Origin of the sequence: Xanthomonas sp. NCPPB 2586, assembly GCF_041475775.2 — a bacterium.
GTDB lineage: Bacteria > Pseudomonadota > Gammaproteobacteria > Xanthomonadales > Xanthomonadaceae > Xanthomonas > Xanthomonas campestris.
Genome location: NZ_CM192981.1, coordinates 3,618,936 through 3,638,520 on the forward strand (window position 1 = coordinate 3,618,936; position 19,585 = coordinate 3,638,520).

Annotated in this window: 12 protein-coding genes, 2 other RNA genes, 1 pseudogene and 1 riboswitch; of the genes and pseudogenes, 5 read left to right on the forward strand and 10 right to left on the reverse strand. The window is 64.9% G+C overall.

Features of this window, described 5'->3' with window-relative positions:
• Nucleotides 1-373: 373 nt before the first annotated feature.
• Nucleotides 374-775 carry a hypothetical protein gene (locus ACCQ09_RS15735; RefSeq protein WP_011269939.1) on the reverse strand — a complete coding sequence of 134 codons (402 nt, stop codon included), beginning with the start codon at nt 773-775 and terminating at the stop codon, nt 374-376.
• 16 nt (nt 776-791) lie between these two features.
• Entirely contained in the window at nt 792-2,045 is a 1,254-nt protein-coding gene (locus tag ACCQ09_RS15740) for a multidrug effflux MFS transporter (protein WP_040941651.1), read from the reverse strand.
• Nucleotides 2,046-2,315: 270 nt separating this feature from the next.
• Nucleotides 2,316-2,430, forward strand: a riboswitch (glycine riboswitch).
• Nucleotides 2,431-2,529: 99 nt separating this feature from the next.
• Here ACCQ09_RS15740 and gcvP point away from each other — a divergent pair.
• On the forward strand, nt 2,530-5,457 hold the full coding sequence (gene gcvP / locus ACCQ09_RS15745) for an aminomethyl-transferring glycine dehydrogenase (RefSeq protein ID WP_040942372.1): 2,928 nt from the start codon (nt 2,530-2,532) through the stop codon (nt 5,455-5,457).
• A gap of 1,076 nt (nt 5,458-6,533) precedes the next feature.
• Here gcvP and ACCQ09_RS15750 read toward each other — a convergent pair.
• Complete coding sequence (locus ACCQ09_RS15750) at nt 6,534-6,872, reverse strand: hypothetical protein (RefSeq protein ID WP_012438983.1); 339 nt, start codon at nt 6,870-6,872, stop codon at nt 6,534-6,536.
• 143 nt (nt 6,873-7,015) lie between these two features.
• Here ACCQ09_RS15750 and ACCQ09_RS15755 point away from each other — a divergent pair.
• The 3 genes and pseudogenes from ACCQ09_RS15755 to ACCQ09_RS15765 all read left to right on the forward strand — a co-directional run.
• Nucleotides 7,016-7,270: pseudogene (locus tag ACCQ09_RS15755) on the forward strand (carboxylesterase/lipase family protein); the annotation flags it as partial.
• Nucleotides 7,271-7,286: 16 nt separating this feature from the next.
• Complete coding sequence (locus ACCQ09_RS15760) at nt 7,287-8,141, forward strand: aldo/keto reductase (RefSeq protein ID WP_228428124.1); 855 nt, start codon at nt 7,287-7,289, stop codon at nt 8,139-8,141.
• A 219-nt stretch (nt 8,142-8,360) separates the two neighbouring features.
• Entirely contained in the window at nt 8,361-10,466 is a 2,106-nt protein-coding gene (locus ACCQ09_RS15765) for a catalase (protein WP_014506993.1), read from the forward strand.
• A gap of 535 nt (nt 10,467-11,001) precedes the next feature.
• On the opposite strand, the gene ACCQ09_RS15770 is transcribed toward ACCQ09_RS15765, so the two are convergent.
• The 3 genes from ACCQ09_RS15770 to ACCQ09_RS15780 all read right to left on the reverse strand — a co-directional run bounded on the left by ACCQ09_RS15770 (nt 11,002) and on the right by ACCQ09_RS15780 (nt 12,576).
• Nucleotides 11,002-11,076, reverse strand: a non-coding RNA gene (locus ACCQ09_RS15770) — sX9 sRNA.
• Nucleotides 11,077-11,224: 148 nt separating this feature from the next.
• Complete coding sequence (locus ACCQ09_RS15775; protein ID WP_103701080.1) at nt 11,225-11,950, reverse strand: AraC family transcriptional regulator; 726 nt, start codon at nt 11,948-11,950, stop codon at nt 11,225-11,227.
• A gap of 116 nt (nt 11,951-12,066) precedes the next feature.
• Nucleotides 12,067-12,576: a hypothetical protein gene (locus ACCQ09_RS15780; RefSeq protein ID WP_228428122.1), complete on the reverse strand. Its 510-nt coding sequence runs from the start codon at nt 12,574-12,576 to the stop codon at nt 12,067-12,069.
• Nucleotides 12,577-12,802: 226 nt separating this feature from the next.
• Here ACCQ09_RS15780 and ACCQ09_RS15785 point away from each other — a divergent pair, with 226 nt between their 5' ends.
• Complete coding sequence (locus ACCQ09_RS15785) at nt 12,803-13,234, forward strand: hypothetical protein (RefSeq protein ID WP_228428120.1); 432 nt, start codon at nt 12,803-12,805, stop codon at nt 13,232-13,234.
• 4 nt (nt 13,235-13,238) lie between these two features.
• On the opposite strand, the gene ACCQ09_RS15790 is transcribed toward ACCQ09_RS15785, so the two are convergent.
• The 4 genes from ACCQ09_RS15790 to ACCQ09_RS15805 all read right to left on the reverse strand — a co-directional run bounded on the left by ACCQ09_RS15790 (nt 13,239) and on the right by ACCQ09_RS15805 (nt 19,382).
• Nucleotides 13,239-13,313: non-coding RNA, sX9 sRNA (locus tag ACCQ09_RS15790), on the reverse strand.
• Nucleotides 13,314-13,438: 125 nt separating this feature from the next.
• Nucleotides 13,439-15,556: a S9 family peptidase gene (locus tag ACCQ09_RS15795; protein WP_228428118.1), complete on the reverse strand. Its 2,118-nt coding sequence runs from the start codon at nt 15,554-15,556 to the stop codon at nt 13,439-13,441.
• A 469-nt stretch (nt 15,557-16,025) separates the two neighbouring features.
• Nucleotides 16,026-16,877 carry a transporter gene (locus tag ACCQ09_RS15800; protein WP_228428117.1) on the reverse strand — a complete coding sequence of 284 codons (852 nt, stop codon included), beginning with the start codon at nt 16,875-16,877 and terminating at the stop codon, nt 16,026-16,028.
• A 534-nt stretch (nt 16,878-17,411) separates the two neighbouring features.
• Complete coding sequence (locus ACCQ09_RS15805; protein WP_011036303.1) at nt 17,412-19,382, reverse strand: OPT family oligopeptide transporter; 1,971 nt, start codon at nt 19,380-19,382, stop codon at nt 17,412-17,414.
• Between the last annotated feature and the right edge of the window lie 203 nt (nt 19,383-19,585).

Here is a 19,585-nt window from a genome sequence, read left to right on the forward strand (position 1 = left end):
GACCAATCATCGCCGCAGTCATCGTAGGAGCGCGCGCGCGCGCGATGGGGCGTTACCGGGAAAGCCCTCGCGCGCAAGCCCGCTCCTACAACAGCGCTGTGGTTCGGGTTGCCGTATTCACGTCGATCAACACAGGCGATGCGACGCAAGCGCGCTCACTGCGCTGTCGCGCTGGCGCAAGGCGCGACGCAACGTGACTCAATCGAGCTCCACTCCCCAGCAATCACAAACGCCAGACCAATCATCACCCCGACCATCGTAGGAGCGCGCTCGCGCGCGATGGGGCGTTACCGTGAAGGCCCTCGCGCGCAAGCGCGCTCCTACAACAGCGCCCGAAACCAACAGCGCCCGCAACGCGCACTTGCACAGCAGATCAGTTGAGCTTCGCGCCCTGCAAGCGCTCGCTCAGCTTGGTCTTGAACTGCTCGAATTCCATGCCGTCCGCAGCGGCCTCGGCGTGCGCGGCGTCCTTGAGGGCGTCCGAATAGGTCAGCCGCACGGGGGTGCCCTGGCGTTCGTGCAGTTCGGCCGCTCGCATGATCAGGGCCAGCACCTGCGCGGCGCTGGTGCTTTCGCCGGCGATGCGGCCATCCATGCCCAGCACCCACTCGCCGTCGCGGCGCACGATGCCGGCCAGCAGCGTGCGTTGCTGGTCGCGCAGTTCGGCATGCGGTTCGATCGGCGAGACCGGCGCGGGGTTGGCAGCGGCCTGGTTGCGCGCGCGCTCGGTGGCCCGCTTGCGGGCATCGCGGCGCAGCTTGGAATCGGTGGACATGCAGGCTCCTGTGGGGTCAAAGGTGGTCGGCCGGCTCCAGAGGCAGTGCCTCGGCAGCCTGGCGGCGCCGCAAGCGGCGGCCGCTGCGGCGCTCCCAGCGCCAGAATAGCCAGCCCAGCAAGAAAAAGCCGGTCATGCCGAATGCCAGATGCCGCGGGTGTTCACTCAGCAGCGGCGACAGCACCCCGGCCACCACGGTATTGGTCATCAGTTGGGTGAAGGCCTGCAGCGAGGACGCCAGGCCGCGCTGCTGCGGGTACATGTCCAGCACCGCCAGCGCCAGGATCGGGAAGATCAGCGCCATGCCCAGCCCGGCCAGGAAGATCGGCAGCACCGCCCACGGCAGGCTGATCTGCGCCACCGCCAGCGTGTAGCCAAGGTTGACCAGCGCCGCCACACCGCAGCAGATGAAGCCAATGCGTACCTGCCGCACCGGATCCATCCGCCCGGCCATGCGCCCGGACAGGAACGAGCCAAGGGTCATGCCGCCGATGGTGGGAATGAACAGCCAGGCGAAATCGCCCTCGCCCAGGTGCAGGTGACGCATCACCAGCACCGGCGCCGAGGCGATGTACAAAAAGATGCCGGCGAAGTTGAACGCACCGGCCGCGGCCAGGCGCTGGAAACGTGGGTTGAAGCCGATCCGCACATAGTCATGCAGCAGGCGGCGCAGCTGCAGCGGCGTGCGCGCTTCCACCGGGTGGGTTTCCGGCAGCCAGGTCACCGTGGCGATTAGCAGCACCAGCCCGAACACCGCGAGGAACCAGAAGATCAGCGGCCAGCCGGCGCCGCTGAGCAGGATCCAGCCGCCGATGATCGGCGCGATGGCCGGGGCGATGCCGAAGATCATCGACACCTGGCTCATCAGGCGCTGCGCGTCGTGGCCCTGGAACAGGTCGCGGATCACCGCGCGCCCCACGATCATGCCCACGCCCGCCGACAGCCCCTGCAGCGCGCGGAATGCCAGCAGCGTCGGCAGATCGCGCGACAACGCACAGCCAATGGTGCCGGCGATGAACAGCACCAACCCGCCCAGGATCACCCGCTTGCGGCCCCAGGCGTCGGAAAGCGGCCCGTGCGCGATGCTCATCAGCCCGTAGGCCAGCAGATAGACGCTGATGGTCTGCTGGATCGCCACCTCTTCCACCGCCAGGCTGCGGCTGAGCTGGGAGAACGCCGGGAAGATGGTGTCGATGGAAAACGGGCCGAACATCGCCAGGCCGGCGAGCAGCAGCGCCATGCGACGGGTGGAGGGCGTGGTCGGGGTCATGCCGGGATCCGGAAAGCGGGTACAGCGGAGTGTGCACGTCAGGGGCCGCGTCGGCGGCGGGGACTGGATGCACACAGGGCCGCAGATGATAGGTGTTCGCCCCGGCAAGGTTAAGCAAACCCGAGCGCAGCCCCCGTGCCGCGGCGGCGTGGTGCGGCGCGCCGGCGGCTTGGGCGCAGGCTATAATCGGCCGGCAACACGGTGGGAGAAGCGGCACTGCCGCTGCCGAAGGCGCAACAGCCCGTAATCGCTCAGGCCCGATACCATCTTCAACACAACTCTGGAGAGACCGGTTCACTCCGGCGCCGAAGGGGCACGGAACGCAGGCAGGCCACAGGCCAGGCCGCGTTCTTAAACTCTCAGGCAAAAGGACAGAGGGGCGCGAGGAAGACCGCCAGTGCGGCAGGTCGTGGTGCGCGTATGCGCGTCATGCCGGTCGTGGTGCTTCCGACCTTTCGCATGCCCCCTGCCCCGGATGCCCGCCATGTCCCAGACTCCGTCTTCCCTGCGCGACCTCGAACACCACAGCGCGTTCGTCGAACGCCACATCGGCCCCAACGACGCGGAAATCGCGCAGATGCTGGGCATGGTCGGCCACGACTCGCTGGATGCGATGACCGACGCCATCGTGCCGTCCAACATCAAGTCGCCGGCCGCGCTGGCGCTGCCCGATGCGATCACCGAAGAAGAAGCGCTGGCCAGGATCCGCGCCATTGCCAGCAAGAACCAGGTGCAGCGCACGTTCATCGGCCAGGGGTACTACGGCACGCATACGCCGAAGGTGATCCTGCGCAACATCCTGGAAAACCCGGCCTGGTACACCGCCTACACGCCCTACCAGGCCGAGATTTCGCAGGGCCGCATGGAAGCGCTGATCAACTTCCAGACCATGTGCGCCGACCTCACCGGCATGCAGATCGCCAATGCCTCGCTGCTGGACGAAGCCACCGCCGCAGCCGAAGCGATGACGCTGGCCAAGCGCTCGGCCAAGTCCAAGTCCGATACGTTCTTCGTGCACGACGCAGTGCACCCGCAGACGCAGGAGCTGCTGCGCACGCGCGCCGAGCCGCTGGGCATCGTGCTGCGTGTGGGCACGCCGGACGAAGCCATGCAGGCCGAGTGCTTCGGCGTGCTGCTGCAGTACCCGGACAGCTTCGGCCACATCGGCGATCACGCCGCGCTGGCCGATGCCGTGCACGCGCAGGGCGGCCTGGTCGCCGTGGCCACCGATCTGCTGGCGCTCACGCTGATCGCCGCGCCGGGCGAATGGGGCGCGGACATCGTGGTCGGCAACTCGCAGCGCTTCGGCGTGCCCTTCGGCTTCGGCGGCCCGCACGCCGCATTCATGGCCTGCCGCGACGCCTACAAGCGCTCGATGCCGGGTCGCTTGATCGGGGTGTCGATCGATGCCGCCGGCAACCCGGCGTATCGCCTCACGCTGCAGACGCGCGAGCAACACATTCGTCGTGAAAAGGCCACCTCTAACATCTGCACCGCACAGGTGCTGCTGGCGGTGATGGCCTCGATGTACGCGGTCTACCACGGCCGCGAGGGCCTCACCCGCATCGCGCGGCGCACCCATCGCCTGGCGGCGATCCTGGCGGCCGCATTGCGCAGCGCGGGCGTCACCGTGGGCGAGCATTTCTTCGACACCCTGCACGTCAAGGCGATCGATGCCGATGCCATCCACGCCAAGGCGCGTGCGGCCGGCATCAACCTGCGCGCGATCGATAGCGAAGCGGTCGGCATCAGCCTGGACGAAACCAGCACGCGCGCCGATGTGGTGGCACTGGCGCAGCTGTTCGGTGCCCAGGCGGATATCGATGCGCTGGATGCGGCCACCGCCGACGCGCTGCCGCAGGGCCTGCGCCGCACCAGCGCATTCCTGCAGCACCCGGTGTTCAACACCCATCACAGCGAGCACGAACTGCTGCGCTACATGCGCTCGCTGGCCGACAAGGACCTGGCCATGGATCGCACCATGATCCCGCTGGGCAGCTGCACGATGAAGCTCAACGCCACCGCCGAGATGATCCCGGTGACCTGGCCGGAGTTCGGCGCGATCCATCCGCTGGCACCACCGGAGCAGTCGGCCGGTTATGCGCAGCTGATCGAAGAACTGGAAGCGATGCTGGTCGAATGCACCGGCTACGACGCGGTGAGCCTGCAGCCCAATTCCGGCGCGCAGGGCGAATACGCCGGCCTGCTGGCAATCCGCGCCTATCACCGCTCGCGCAACGAAGCCCACCGCGACATCTGCCTGATTCCCGAATCCGCACACGGCACCAATCCGGCCTCCGCGCAGATGTGCGGCATGACCGTGGTGGTGACCAAGTGCGATGCCAACGGCAATGTCGATGTCGATGACATCCGCGCCAAGGCCGAGAAGTATTCCGACCGCCTGGCCGCGCTGATGATCACCTACCCGTCCACGCACGGCGTGTTCGAAGAAGACGTGGTGGCGATCTGCGAAGCGGTGCATGCGCATGGCGGCCAGGTCTACACCGACGGCGCCAACATGAACGCCCTGGTCGGCGTGGCCAAGCCCGGCAAGTGGGGCTCGGACGTGTCGCATCTCAACCTGCACAAGACCTTCTGCATTCCGCACGGCGGCGGCGGGCCGGGCGTGGGCCCGTGCGCGGTGAAGTCGCACCTCGCACCCTTTTTGCCCAAGACGCTTCCTAATGCCGGCATCCGTGCCGGCGAAAATCAAAAAGCTGCCATCCATGGCAGCGGATCCAACTTCGGCGAAGGCGATGTCGGCATGGTCAGTGCAGCCAGCTATGGCTCGGCCTCGATCCTGCCGATCAGCTGGATGTACGTGACCATGATGGGCAGCGCCGGTCTGCGCAAGGCGACCCAGGTCGCCCTGCTCAACGCCAACTACATCGCCAAGCGCCTGGCACCGCATTACAAGACGCTGTACACCGGCCGCAACGGGCTGGTGGCGCACGAGTGCATCCTGGACATCCGCCCGCTGGAAAAGACCAGCGGCATCGGTGCCGAGGACATCGCCAAGCGCCTGATCGATTTCGGCTTCCATGCGCCGACGCTGAGCTTCCCGGTGGCCGGCACCTTGATGGTGGAGCCGACCGAAAGCGAATCGCAGCACGAGCTGGACCGCTTCATCGACGCGATGATCCAGATCCGCGAAGAAATCCGCGCGATCGAAGACGGCCGCCTGGACCGCGAGGACAACCCGCTCAAGCACGCCCCGCACACCGCCACGCAGGTCTCGGCCAGCGAGTGGACGCATGCCTATCCGCGCGAGCTGGCCGCCTTCCCGCTGCCCTCGCTCAGGCAGCAGAAGTACTGGCCGCCGGTGGGCCGCGTGGACAATGTCTACGGCGACAAGAACGTGATGTGTGCCTGCATCCCGGTGGATGCGTACAAGGACGATGTGGTGGCATAAGCGCCGCAACGCTGCCCTTCGCTGAACTCAAACCCGGCCGCGTTTAACGTGGCCGGGTTTTTTAGTGTCTTGAACGTGGGATGCAGCAGCATGCGTCGCAGCCGCCGGGGCATAGTCTCGCTGTCTTGCACGAGTACGGAAGAGAAAAATCCTGCGCGCTGGCCTGTCACCACGGTCCGCGCATGGCATCCGAGCCAAGTAGCGCCAAGATCGCCCAACAGAAGCCGGCAGCGCGCGATTCTGCAAAGCCGCAGCTGCCCGACTGGCGACTCAACCGTCGCACGCAGCGATGCCGGGCGCGGTGACGCACAGAGGGCGGATGTACTGGGCAGCGCACGCACATGTGATGTTGCCGCGTGCCTGCGCCAGCTGCCCGACGAGACCCCGGCCGATGCCGAACCGCAGCGCCGCGGGCTGACCGGCCTGGACGCCGATGCGCGGTGGCGATGTACTGCCCGCACCGCCAGGCCTGGCCATTGCCCAGGCGCGGCAGCTCCAAGTGTTGTTGTTGATCGGCAGCAATCGCACTGAGGGCCACCCGTTTGCGCAATTGCTTTACTACGCCAACAAGTTGAACCCTGCAAAGCGGCTACGAGGTGCGCGTAAAACGCATGTATGCCGCGCAGGCACCGGTCCTGGCGCAGTATGCGCACATGGCGGCGCAGTCGCGCAGTCGCGCTGGCGTGCACCTGCAAACTTGTTACAGATCGTGCAAATCCAGTCACACATCGCGGATCCGCCTGCACCACCCGACGCTGGACCAGCTGCTGCGTACCCGCGTGCCGATGTACGCCTACGAAGTTCGACGACCCGGGTGCGCCATTCAGTCTATTGCGGTTGACGTTTCACATGCACTGGGCGCGTATCACGCCCCCGAGCCAAAGGTTCTGTGCCAGCGCCACGGGTGCTCAGCGGCATCGGATGCAAACGGATTATGGGAAAACGGCTCCGCCCGAAGCTACACCGATTCGATGACGCTCGATTTCCCATCTACAGAGTACAGTCCATTTCAATACCGCCGAGCCCCACTTTACATGCCGCGATGAGCACCCTTTACATTATCTTATTTAATTTTTTTAGTTTTGGTAAATGGAGAATCCGCCCTTGATCTCCTTTGCCTTCAACGGAGAACTCGAGAGCATCAAAGCGAGTGCTTTGCGGGGAGTCAGCTTACCTTTTACGGCAAAAGTCGGAATTTCATGCACATCTGTATTCGCGACTTCGTCAGCATCGATCGACACCGGGCAATGTGTCAGCTCTGTGAACCGAGCAACGGCCTCGCCCAGGGGCATAGACGGGATGCTCATTCGGATCCGCTTATTCTGACAATCGTAAAAACTTGGTTCCTGTGCAAGCGCGGCATTGGAACTGATCGCCAATGCCAGCAGCGCAACGGTTAGGTAGATTTTCTTCACGTTATTCTCGAAGTGTGATTAGAGGGATCATCATTTAACTACAGATCCGTGGTGCCATACGCGATACGCAGGATGCATTCAGCGCATGGACAGGGCTGGAGCAGGGGCGCGTATTTTAAATTGGTAGCACCGGAGTTCGCGTTGCGCAGCACGCACTTGCCAACACGCTGCAGGATTACTGGGGCGCCTTCGCGCGCAGCGGCGATCCCAATGGCGGCGGGCGTCCAGCCTGGCCACGCTTCGATGGCGACACGCCGTTGATACTGTCGCCCGGCAGGATCGGGCCCACGCCGGGCTTCGCCGCACAGCATCGCTGCGCGTTCTGGGATGCGCAGGCCAAGGCTGCAACGCGCCCGCTGCCCACTGCCGTGCCGATGCCTGCACCCCCCTCTCACTGATCGCTGGAGCCCTGCCATGTCCGAATCCGACACCACCCACTGCCCGCAGGTGACCTTGCGCAACGGACGCAGCGTGCCTGCACTCGGCATGGGCTCCTGGAACCTGGGCCAGGGACGGCATGCGCCGCAGCAGGAGATCGAAGCACTGCAGACCGGCCAGGCGCTGGGGATGCGCTTGATCGATACCGCCGAGATGTACGGCAATGGCCGCTCGGAACAGTTGATCAGCCAGGTGATCGCACGCGGGCAGCCGCCGTATCTGGTGTCCAAGGTGCTGCCCAGCAACGCCAGCGCGCGCGGCATTGCGCGTGCCTGCGAAGCCAGTCTGCAACGCCTGGGCGTGCGCACGCTGGATCTGTATCTGCTGCATTGGCGCGGCGGCAGCGATCTGGCGGAGGTGGTCGCTGCGTTCGAAACACTGCGCGATGCGGGCAAGATCCGTGACTGGGGCGTGTCAAATTTCGATGTCGACGACATGCAGGAGCTCTGGCAGATCGATGGCGGGCAGCACTGCCTGGTGAATCAGGTGCTGTATCACGCCGGCAGCCGCGGCATCGAGTTCGATCTATTGCCGTGGTGCGCGCAACATGCGGTGGCGGTGATGGCGTATTCGCCGCTGGGCAGCCGTGCGTTGCTCGATCACCCGGTGCTGCATGCCATCGGTGCGCGACGTGGCGTGGCGGCCACCGCGGTGGCGCTGGCGTGGGCCATCCGCGGTGGCCAGGTGATCGCCATTCCCGAATCCGGCACGCCGGCGCATGTTCGCGCCAATGCAGATGCATGCACGCTGCAACTCGATGCGCGGGATCTGGCAGACCTGGACAGCGCATTTCCACCGCCCACGCGCAAGCAGCCACTGGATCTGCTGTAGACCTCGCTCACGGTCGCGCTTGCAGCATGCCGTGCGTCACAGTGTTGTCGTTGCACTAAACAGCTATTTTTGCGTGTAATTGTTCGCTACACGCTGACCTTCAACGCGCTCGCATGCGCATGTGAGTGTTCGTTCGCATGCAGACACATCCATTTAACAGCGCCACTCCCAGGCTCGACTGGATAGCTCGCATCCCAGCCCGCCAACGTGGAGTCCCCCATGGCCAAGTCCCCCAGCAAGCCCGCACAGATTCCTTCTGTCGGTAGTTCCGCAAGCGCGCATGAGTTGCGCGGCACCGGCGACGAACTGCACCAGAAGGCTGGCGGCTCGCATCCGCAACTGACCACCAACCAGGGCATTCCCGTTGGCGACAACCAGAACTCGCTCCGCGCCACACCGCGCGGCCCGACGTTGCTGGAAGATTTCATCCTGCGCGAAAAGATCACGCACTTCGACCATGAACGCATTCCCGAGCGCATCGTGCATGCACGCGGCAGCGCGGCGCACGGCTACTTCGAGCTGACCAAGTCGCTGAGCCAGTACACCACGGCCAAGCTGCTCACCGAAGTGGGCGAAAAAACCCCGCTATTCACGCGTTTTTCCACCGTGGCCGGCGGCGCCGGTTCGGTCGATACGCCGCGTGACGTACGCGGCTTCGCGGTGAAGTTCTATACCAAGGAAGGCAACTGGGATCTGGTCGGCAACAACATCCCGGTGTTCTTCATCCAGGATGCAATGAAGTTTCCAGACCTCATCCACGCGGTGAAGATGGAACCGGACCGCGGCTTTCCGCAGGCCGCCAGCGCGCACGACACGTTCTGGGATTTCATCTCGCTCACCCCCGAGTCGATGCACATGATCATGTGGGCGATGAGCGATCGCACCATTCCGCGTTCGCTGCGCATGATCGAAGGCTTCGGCATCCACAGCTTCCGCCTGCTCAACGAAAACGGCGACAGTACCTTCGTCAAATTCCATTGGCGCCCCAAGCTGGGCCTGCAGTCCACCATCTGGGACGAGGCAGTCAAACTTGCCGGTGCCGACCCGGACTTCCAGCGCCGCGATCTGTTCGAGGCGATCCAGAAGGGCGACTTCCCCGAGTGGGAATTGGGCGTGCAGCTGTTCACCGAAGCCGAGGCCGAAGCATTCCCGTTCGACCACCTGGATTCGACCAAGGTCATTCCGGAAGAGCTGGTGCCCTTGCAGATCGTCGGGCGCATGGTGCTGGACCGCTGGCCGGACAACTTCTTTGCAGAGACCGAGCAGGTCGCCTATTGCCCGGCCAACATCGTGCCGGGGATCGACTTCAGCAACGACCCGCTGCTGCAGGGCCGGCTGTTCTCCTACCTGGACACGCAGCTGAGCCGCCTTGGCGGGCCCAACTTCCACCAGATTCCGATCAACGCGCCGAAGTGCCCGTTCGCCAACAACCAGCGCGATGGCCACATGCAGATGGGCGTGCCGAAGGGCCGCGTGGCGTACGAACCCAGCTCGTTGCAGGCCGATGCGCCACGCGAAGCGCTGCGCGGTTTCCCCAGCCATGCCACGCCGGCCGAGGATGGCGCCAAGGGCCGCGTGCGTGCGGAAAGTTTTGCCGACCATTACAGCCAGGCACGCATGTTCTTCCGTAGCCAGACCGCACCGGAGCAAGCGCATCTTGCATCTGCACTGGTGTTTGAACTCTCCAAGGTGGAAACCGCGCACGTGCGCGAGGCCATCGTGGGACATCTGCGGCATATCGATGAAGCGCTGGCCAAGCGCGTGGCCGATGGCATGGGCATGACCAGCCTGCCGCCGGCACCGCCGGCCGCCGTTGCACCGACCGACATGCCGTTGTCGCCGGCGCTGCAGTTGATCGGCAAGATGAAGGACACGCTGCAGGGCCGCACCGTGGGCATCCTGATCCACGACGGCTCCGACGCCGCGGCAATCAAGGCCGTGCGCAAGGCGGCCGAAGCGGCCGGTGCAACGGTCAAGATCGTGGCCCCCAAGCTGGGCGGCGCCAAGCTCAGCGATGGCAAGCAACTGGCGGCCGATGGCCAGCTGGCCGGCACGCCGTCGATCGTGTTCGACGCGGTGGCGGTGTTGCTGTCTTCGGAGGCGGCCAAGGCGTTGACGCGCGAATCGGCGGCGCTGGATTTTGTCAGCAATGCCTGGGCGCATCTGAAGGCGATTGCTTTCGACGACGGCGCGCAGCTCCTGCTCAAAGCCGGCAATGTCGGCAAGGACCCCGGCGTGGTCGATGCGGCCGACACCAAGGCCTTCATTACCGCCGCCAAGACCCGCCAATGGGCACGTGAGCCGAAGGTGCGCATGCTGGCGTAACCGCACCAGCGCCATCGAAAGCTGCCTTGGGCGCGAGCGACTTTCCATGTCGTTTCGCGCCCATTGCATTTGAAGCACGCTACGTTTCGAAATCTCGGGTGTTTTGGAGTTTGTTGGACAGGGGTGTTGATTGCTTGCAGAGCAGATGATCTGCCGCTTGGCTGCAGGGTCCTTGCCCGCCCACCATCGCGGGACACGCTGCAAGTACGTCCTTGTAAGCTCTTACGCGGCATCCATGCCGCGTAAGGTCCCGCGACGGTAAGCGGGCACGGACTAATCAGGCATGTCGGTGTGCGTGGTTGCATGCAGCGCAATACGCGCGTTTTTTTGGATGACGGCGCGTCCGATCAGCGTCGCAACGCGAACGAATAACAGGCAGGCTTTCAACGAAGCGACCTACGAACGTTCTGGTGCGGTGTCCTCGCCGATTGCGGGACCGTGTGGCGGCATGGATGCCGACACCGAGCCTCCACGGACGGATTCACGGCGTGTCCCGCAAGCGGTGAGGGCGCCGCGCACTCGACTAACTAAGAGCGGCTTACAAAACGTAGCGAGCAGCCGTCAGGTGGGTGCGGACGGCGCGAAGGAACCGGAGTGTACTGGGGTACATGCCGATTCCCGAGCACCGGCCGCGCCCGCCTGGCGGCTGCGCAGTCGTTTTGATAGCTGCTCTAAGCTGTGACTCAATGCTCTGCTGCAGTGAGTGCACCACACACGCAACTCACTTCGCTGCTGCGAATTCGTCTTATCAGACCGCCCTAAGAAGTTCCGGCAGGAAACTGCCCAGCATTTGCCAGCGCGCGGTACTCACGCGGCGTCATGCCAACAGCCAGCTTGAACTGCCGCGTAAACGCGCTTTGATCGCTGAAACCACAGGCATGGCCAATCTCGGTCACGCTCTTGGTTCCATGCAATAAATGCATCGCCATCTGCAGACGCAGCTTGGCCAGTACCTGTTGCGGAGTGAGCTGGAACACCTTGCGGAACGAACGCTGCAGCTTGGACATCGAGAACCCGGTGATATCCACCAGCGCCTGCATGCGCACGTTTTGCGCGTAGTTGGCGTTGAGGTAGGCCAGCGCGAGACGCAGTTTTTCGTACTGCGATTCCTGGCCATCCTGCGGCCCCAGATCGCGCGAAATGCCGATGATGCCCTGCACCTTGCCGTCCACCAGCAGCGGACGCTTGCAGGTGAGGCACCAGCCAGGTTCGCGGTTGGCAAACAGATGCAGTTCGAGCAGGTTGTCGATCACCGCACCGGCCAGCACCTGTTCGTCCTGGTTGGCATAGTTGGCGCCCAGCCCGCTGGGGTAGACCTCGGCAACACGCTTGCCAATCAAGTCCTTGCGCGACTTCAGGCCCAACCGCCGCAGCATGGTCTGGTTGACGTGGGTATAGCGGCCTTCGCGGTCCTTGACGAAGAACAGCACGTCCGGCACGGCGTCGAACAACGCTTCCAGATCGGCAGGATCAACGCTCTTCATGCAGGACGATGGGCTCAGGGCAAGGAATGACGGCGCTGCGGGCACTGCAGTTCGCAACCGCTGCGCAGGCAGGCCACGTCATGATACGCCGCGGCGCGATTCCTTCTGAATGCCGATCAGCGCGGATCTTTCGCCGCGCTGGCAGCGCCGGACGTTGCGGCCGCTGCAGTCGGCGCGGGCGTGGTGCCGGCCGCGGCCGACGCGGTTCCGGCAGCAATCCGGTCAGCCGTCACCGGGCGCGTGGCCCAGCGCTGCACCACCGCAGCACCGGCTTGCGAGCCGATCTGCACACGCAGGCGGGTGCCGGGTGTTGGTGCGACGAATTCAATCTCGCAATCACCGGCGGCCATGCAGCTGTCGGCAGCCAACGGGTCCGCCGGCTGCCAGCCCTGCTCCATCACTGTCTGCGCAAAGGCGCGGTAGCTCATGCCGGACTGGAGTGTGGCCGGCAACGGCACTGCCAGCGCGTCACCCACTGCATCGGCTGCGGCAGACGCGGCAGGCGGCGTCTCGTCCGCTGCGGTTGCACGCACGGGCGCACTGGAAACAGGCCGCGGCACGGCGCTCCAGGCGGGAGAGGAAACAACAACAAGCCCCAATATCAGTGGGCGGACAAACATGCGCATGCAAACGATCCTTGCGATCCTGCAGGGAACTGGGAAAGGTGGAGACGCCTCATTTTGCCATGTCGGCATGACGCTGAAGCGATGACGCACGTGCGCGATTAGCTGCCGTTACGCGACCAAACCCGCCAAGAGCGTACTCATCTGCACCCCTTAGCGGCAGCACGTCGGATGACTTGAGCAACTTGGTGGCATTCGCGGGTCGCCTTGTCGCGCGCCTGCCGGCATCATGCGCGTTTGTACTTTCGGAGATGCCATGACCCTGCCCACTTCCACGCCTTACGCCGTCGGGCAACTGTGGCGCTGCCGCGGGCGGCATGCAGGCGAAACACCGCTCCTGCTGATCAACCGGATCGATGAGCATCCGCAGGGCGGGCAGATCCTGCACGCCACGCTGCGCGAGGTGCAGATCCAGCATCCGGGTGCACCGGGTGGTCTATTGGAAACGCTGCCGCATGTGCCGGTGATCGCCCAGACACTGGACCGCAGTGATGCGGCCCTGGTTGGCAGCAGCGCGCCCGACCCGGCCTATCTACCCGGTTACAGCGAATGGAAAGCCGCATTCGATGCCGGCCAGGCTGGCTCGTACGGCATCGCGGTGGCCGAGATCCTGCAGATTGTGGAAGGCCACCTGGCCAAACGCGCGCTCGCTGCCCACTAAGAGCGGCTAACAAAACGTAGCGAGCAGCCGTCAGGTGGGTGCGGACGGCGCGGAGGAACCGGAGTGTACGGGGATACATGCCGATTCCGAGCACCGGCCGCGCCCGCCTGGCGGCTGCGCAGTCGTTTTGATAGCTGCTCTAAGCCACAAACATGACCGGCACGCCGCGTTGCACGGCGTGCCGGTCAGTGCTTCAACAGGCGATCACTGCCCGATGTGTTGCTTCAACCAGCTGTTGACGGTGTCGTGCCACAGCACGCTGTTGTCCGGCTTGAGCACCCAGTGGTTCTCCTCCGGGAAATACAGGAACTTGGAGTCGATGCCCTTGCGCTGCAGCGCGGTGAACGCGGCCAGGCCCTGCTCGACCGGGATGCGGAAATCCTGCTGGCCATGGATCACCAGCATCGGCACCTTCCACTTGTCCACGTGCAGCACCGGGTTGAACTTCTCGTAGCCTGCGGAGTTCTGCCACGGCGTGCCGCCGTTTTCCCATTCGCTGAACCACAATTCCTCGGTGGCATAGCCCATGGTGCGGTTGTCGAACACGCCATCGTGGTCGACCAGGCACTTCCACGGTTGGTTCCAGTTGCCGGCCATCCAATACACCATGTAGCCTCCGTAACTGGCACCCAGCGCGCAGGCCTTGTCACCGTTGAGGAAGCCGTATTGCTTCTGCGCAGCGGCCCAACCCTTTTGCAGGTCTTCCAGCGGGCGGTCGCCCCAATGCTTGCTGATCGCATCGGTGAATTCCTGGCCATAGCCGGTGGAGCCATGGAAGTCGATCATCACCACCGCATAGCCCTGGCCGGCGTAGGTCTGCGGATTCCAGCGGTTGCTCCAGCCATTGCCGAAACTGCCCTGCGGGCCGCCGTGAATCAGGAACGCCACCGGATAGGTCTTGCCTTCCTGATAGTTGTACGGCTTGACCACGTAGCCATGCACGGTGTCGTTGTTCCAGCCCTTGAACTGGAACTGCTCGTAGTCGCCGAACTGCACGTCGGGCAGCAATTCGCCGGCGCTCTGGGTGATCGCACGCAGCCCCTGCCCCTGCACATCGCTGACAAATACCTGGTCGCCGCTCTTGAGCGAGTTACGCGTGAATGCCAGCGTGGTACCGGCCAGCACAGGTGCATGCACGCTGCCCTCGCCCACCACCTTGGTGGCGTCACCGCTGGCAATGTCGACCTTGAACAAGGGGTGCTCGCCCAGATCGTCGGCGCTGGTGTACAGGCTGCTGCCATCGTCGCTCAGCACGATCTCGCCCGCCGAGCGGTCCCACTTCGGTGCGATCTCGCGGGTCTTGCCGCTGGCCAAATCCATCGCCATCAGGCCGAAACGGTCGGCTTCGAAACCCGGGCGCTTCATGGCGCGGTAGTACAGCGTCTTGCCGTCGGCACTGAACACCGGGCCGGCATCCCAGGCGGGATTGGCGGCGGTGAGATTGACCGGCGCGGACTTGCCGGCCGCATCCAGGCGATACAGGTCGAAGTTGGTCTGCCACGCTTCGTCGTTGCCGGTGGCCTTGCCTTGCGCAGCCGTCTTGCCGGCGCCCGGGCCATGCGGCTGCGGGATGCGCACGCTGGCCACCACGCTGGCGCCATCGGGCGACCAGGCGTAATCGTCATTGCCGCCGAACGGCTTGGACGGTGCATCGCCGGCCAGCGTGGCGCTGATCGCCGAGGCACCTGCCACGGCCTTCGCACCGGCCGCAGGCAGCTCGGCGACGAACAACGTGTTGCGACGGCCATCGTTCCAGGTATCCCAATGGCGCACGAACAACTGGTCGTACACCACACCGCTGGCCTTGGCGTTCTTGAGATCGGCCAGCTTCTTCTTGGTGCAGCCCAGGTCCGAGCCGCAGTCCTGGAACACGCCCGCACTGAAGGCAATGCGCTTGCCATCCGGCGAGAGCTTGTAGCTGTCCAGGTCCACCGCAAAGGCGGTGAGTTGCTGCGGGGTGCCGCCGGCCAGCGGCTGCGCGTACAGCTGCTGGGTGCCGGACTTGCTGCTGAGGAAGTACACCTTCTTGCCATCCGGCGACAGCGCCGGGCTGTTGACGTTCCAGCCTTCCGGTGTGAGCCGCTTGGGCGGCGCCAGATCGCGGGTGCGCAGATTGCGCATCCACAGGCTGGTGGCGGCCTTGCCATTGGCGGTCTTGGCCTGGCGCTTGGCGAATACCACCACGCCGCCATCGGGCGTGAGCGTGGGCGAGGACACGCGGTCCAGCGCCACCATGTCGCGCACATCGAAACCGCGCGCGGCGGCCAGCATGGGCAAGGCAGTCAACAGGCACAGGGGCAATACGGCAGTACGAAGCTTCATGGGAGTTCCGGCAACGGCAAAACGTCGATGGTAGGCGTTGCTGCGGCGCACGCGCAAAGACTTGCGCTTGCGCCTGCCTGCATGGCCGCGTGGGCCTCGCCTCGTGCATGGAATTGCGCGCCTCAGCGCAGCGACCAGAATCCCCAGGCGCGTGCTGTCGAACACGTATGGCTGTCGCGCGTGGCGGCGTGGCGGCATGGGTCGTGCAGCCATCAAGCTGATGGCAGTGGCCAGGCACGCTTGACGCGTGCATGCTGCGTTGGATAGGTGATTGCAACAGCCGCCGTTACGTGGAGAGGGCTTTGCCCTGCGGCAGCACCCGCTCAGCGTTGCTCAAGCATCAGCAGTGACCGGCGTGCCACGTACGGATGTTACGAGGCGCCAGTCAACCTGGCGCCTCGCAACTTTGACCATGCTTGCAACGCGGTGGCACGTACGCCAACTCACCCTGCCTGGCCCATCACACGCATCAGAAACGGTGCGCCAACCCCACATACACCTGCGCATCCGGGTTGCGGTCGTTGAGGCCGAAGTTGGCGCCCACGTCCAGTTGCAACAGCGGATTGATCAGATACGCAGTGGCGATGTCGGCCGAATACTGCTCGATGGTTTCGGCGGGGTCGCAATTGATCGAAGACCACACTTCCACCGCCATCGACAGCTTCGGTGTCAGCGGGCGGGCCAGGTTGATCGCATTGATCACCGCGATATGGTTGCCGCTGCCATCGCTGTCGGCCAGCCAGTCGACCTCCGGGCCGAAGGTCAACGAGAAGCTGTTGGGCAAGGCGAAATTGATCGGCAGCGCGATGCCGCCTTCCCACTCGTCGTTGCCCAGACCGGTGCGCGCGGTGGGCGCCTTGACGAACGGCAGCACCGCGACGGTGGCGGTATCGCTCTCGTAAAACCGCGCCTTCATGCGCAGATAGATGTCGCCACCGCCGCTCAGGCTGCTACGTGCGCCGGTGGCGCGATCGGTGGTCTTGACCTGCAGCTGCGGCGCCCAGTTGAGCTGCAGATCGATGCGGTCGCTGACGCCGTACTTGAGCGTGGGATTGGTGAACACCGAGGTTTCGATGCGCGTGCCGGGCTGGCTGTCGCGGGTGTAGCTGCCGATGTCGGTTTCCAGCTGCCAGGCGCCGGCCGGCACGGTACAGGTGGAATTGGCCTTGGTCGGCCGATCGGTGCACAGCGGTGCTTCGGTGGCGTCTTGCGCCTGCGCCTGCGCTTGCGAGGCCAGACCGCACAGCACGCCGGCCAGGGCGATGACCAGCACAGGGGTGCGCGCTACACGGGACGAGGAACGGGAAATAACAGTCAGCATTGCAGTAACTCCATGGCAGAGCGCTGGATCGGCGACACGACAAACCAGCAGTGAGTGGGCGGGGGTGCGCGTGGAGAGGTGGATCGACTGCACGACGCCGGAATCGCGGCGTCTGCTCGATCCTGTCGAACTGTCGAGCTCGCCAGGCAAAAAGCGACCGCAACCGCACATTGGAAGAGGCGCGGTGTGATTGGGCTAACGTTTTTGTCGGCAACAGCGGCGGCGCGATGGCCTATGGCGCGAAGATCAGCGGGGTCGATCGAGGCATGCGGCAGCCGTAACGCAACATCCGTGCGGGAGACGGCACGATACGGAGCGGCGGCATAAAGGCGCTATGCATGCGCGCTGGGCCTGGCATAAAGCCGGCGCAAAGACAGGTCGCAGACGAGGACGTGCTGTCAGGGCCGCTCGATGCGGTCTGCGGCGGCGGTGCGTTGGGATGGTGCAGAGGGCAGCGGGATACGCTGCAGGCAGGTCGCCTTGCGCGCCTGCCAGGACGGCGCATGCATCGCATGCGCCGTGTGTGTCGCTGACTCAGGCGGCTCTTTCGCCGTGCTTGCCGACGCGATAGAGCAGCCAGCCCACCAGGGCCAGGATCGCCAGGCCAACCCACTGATTGAGTTGCAAAGCAGCCGGCAGTGCCAGCACATCGGCGCGGCTGGACAGCACGATCGGCACCGCAATGGCGATGCCCATCAAGGCTTCGCCGGTGATCAGGCCGGCGGCAAACAGCACGCCCGGACGATGCACGCGGTCACGGCCGTCTTCGTCGTCGGCGCGGATGGTGTGGAAGCGCTCCACCAGATGCGCGATCAGGCCACCGAGGAAGATCGGCACCATCAGTTCCAGCGGCAGGTAGATACCGATCGCCGCGGCCAGGACCGGCACGCGGAAGCGCTTGCCGGTCTTCTTCAACCATTCGTCGAGCGCAATGATGGCCGCGCCCACGCCGGCACCGATGGCGATCATGCTCCACGGCAACTGGCCGCCAAACAGGCCTTTGGCCACCGAAGCCATCAAGGTGGCCTGCGGCGCGCCCAGCGAGTTGGGATGCTGCGGCGTGGCCGGGCCGATGCCGTAGGCCTGGGCGAGCAGGTTCAGCACCGGCGCCATGATCAATGCGCACGAGAACGCACCGATGCCCAGCATCAGCTGCTGCTTCCACGGCGTGGCGCCGACCAGATAACCGGCCTTGAGATCCTGCAGGTTGTCGCCGCCCACCGCCGCCGCGCAGCACACCACCGCGCCGATCATGATCGCGGCCACCGCGCCCAGCGGTGCGGCGCCGATGCCCACCGGCACCAGCCCGCTCTTGCCCAGCAGCAACACCAGCACCGCCGAGGCGAACAGGATGGTGGAAATGGTGATGCCCGACACCGGGTTGTTGGACGAGCCGATCAGGCCGGCCAGGTAGCCGGACACCGACACGAACAGGAAGCCGGCCACGATCATGATGATGGTCATCGGGATCGACACGTGCCACTGCTGCACGATGGCCTGGTACAGGCCCAGCAACGGCAAGGTGCACAGCACCAGCGCCACCAGCATCCACTTCATCGGCAGATCGCGCTCGGTTTCGGCAACTACGCCGCCACCGCTTTTACGCGCAGCGGCAAAACCGCTCTTGATGCCGGAGAACAGCGACTTGCGCAGCGAGAACAGCGTCCACACGCCGCCGATCAGCATCGCACCCACACCCAGGTAGCGGATCTTCGCGCCCCAGATACCGAATGCGGCATCGGCTGCCGGCGCATTGACCAGGCTCTGTGCCAGCGCCGGGTCGCTGCCCATGAAGAACTGCTGGTACAGCGGGATGGCGATGTGCCAGGACAGGATCGAGCCGGACAGCACCACGATCCCGACGTTCAAGCCAACGATGTAGCCCACGCCGAGCAAGGCCGGCGACAGGTTGGTACCCAGATAGCCAACCAGGCGGCTGCTGCCCAGGTAGGTGGCCTGCGCCCAGGTGTCGGGGATCACGCGCAGGCCGCTGGCCGCGCCCAGTTTGACCAGCGCGCCGATGGCACCGGAGATGGCCAGGATCTTCAGGCCCGGGCCGGGGTTCTCGCCGGCCTTGAGCACTTCGGCGGCGGCCTTGCCTTCGGGGAACGGCAGCGGGTCTTCGACGATCATCGAGCGCCGCAACGGCACCGAGAACAGCACGCCGAGCAGGCCGCCCATGCCGGCGATGCCGAGCACCCACCAGTACTTGAAGTCCGGCCAGTAGCCCATGATCACCAGCGCCGGGATGGTGAAGATCACCCCCGCCGCGATCGATGAGCCCGCCGAGGCGCCGGTCTGGACGATGTTGTTTTCCAGGATGGTGCCGCCACCGAGCAGGCGCAGCACGCCCATCGAGACAACCGCCGCCGGAATGGCGGTGGCAATGGTCAACCCAGCGAACAGACCGAGATAGGCATTGGCGGCCGACAACACCACCGCCAGCACGATGGCCAGCACGACGGCACGGAAGGTGAGCTGGCGCGGCTGCGCGTCATGGCGCATTGGGCATTCCCCTGAGGCAAAAAATCCGCATCACGCTAGCGCCTGCAGCGGTTTCCGTCCAGCTGCGGCGCGGCGTGACAGTGTGCGGTCTGTGGCGGATGGCCGCTGGACCCGCCGCGCCAGCGATCTCCTAACAGGCTGCAACATGACAGGCCGCTTCGCCCCGGTTAACACCGATGCGTTTTCCAAGGACGGTGTGGCCC

Bases quoted from the DNA above. Each gene is read 5' to 3' on its own strand.
- ACCQ09_RS15735 (WP_011269939.1), bottom strand. From the start codon at position 775: ATGTCCACCGATTCCAAGCTGCGCCGCGATGCCCGCAAGCGGGCCACC.
- ACCQ09_RS15760 (WP_228428124.1), top strand. From the start codon at position 7,287: ATGTCCGAATCCGACACCACCCACTGCCCGCAGGTGACCTTGCGCAAC.
- ACCQ09_RS15795 (WP_228428118.1), bottom strand. From the start codon at position 15,556: ATGAAGCTTCGTACTGCCGTATTGCCCCTGTGCCTGTTGACTGCCTTG.
- ACCQ09_RS15740 (WP_040941651.1), bottom strand. From the start codon at position 2,045: ATGACCCCGACCACGCCCTCCACCCGTCGCATGGCGCTGCTGCTCGCC.
- gcvP (WP_040942372.1), top strand. From the start codon at position 2,530: ATGTCCCAGACTCCGTCTTCCCTGCGCGACCTCGAACACCACAGCGCG.
- ACCQ09_RS15775 (WP_103701080.1), bottom strand. From the start codon at position 11,950: ATGAAGAGCGTTGATCCTGCCGATCTGGAAGCGTTGTTCGACGCCGTG.
- ACCQ09_RS15805 (WP_011036303.1), bottom strand. From the start codon at position 19,382: ATGCGCCATGACGCGCAGCCGCGCCAGCTCACCTTCCGTGCCGTCGTG.
- ACCQ09_RS15785 (WP_228428120.1), top strand. From the start codon at position 12,803: ATGCGCGTTTGTACTTTCGGAGATGCCATGACCCTGCCCACTTCCACG.
- ACCQ09_RS15780 (WP_228428122.1), bottom strand. From the start codon at position 12,576: ATGCGCATGTTTGTCCGCCCACTGATATTGGGGCTTGTTGTTGTTTCC.
- ACCQ09_RS15800 (WP_228428117.1), bottom strand. From the start codon at position 16,877: ATGCTGACTGTTATTTCCCGTTCCTCGTCCCGTGTAGCGCGCACCCCT.
- ACCQ09_RS15765 (WP_014506993.1), top strand. From the start codon at position 8,361: ATGGCCAAGTCCCCCAGCAAGCCCGCACAGATTCCTTCTGTCGGTAGT.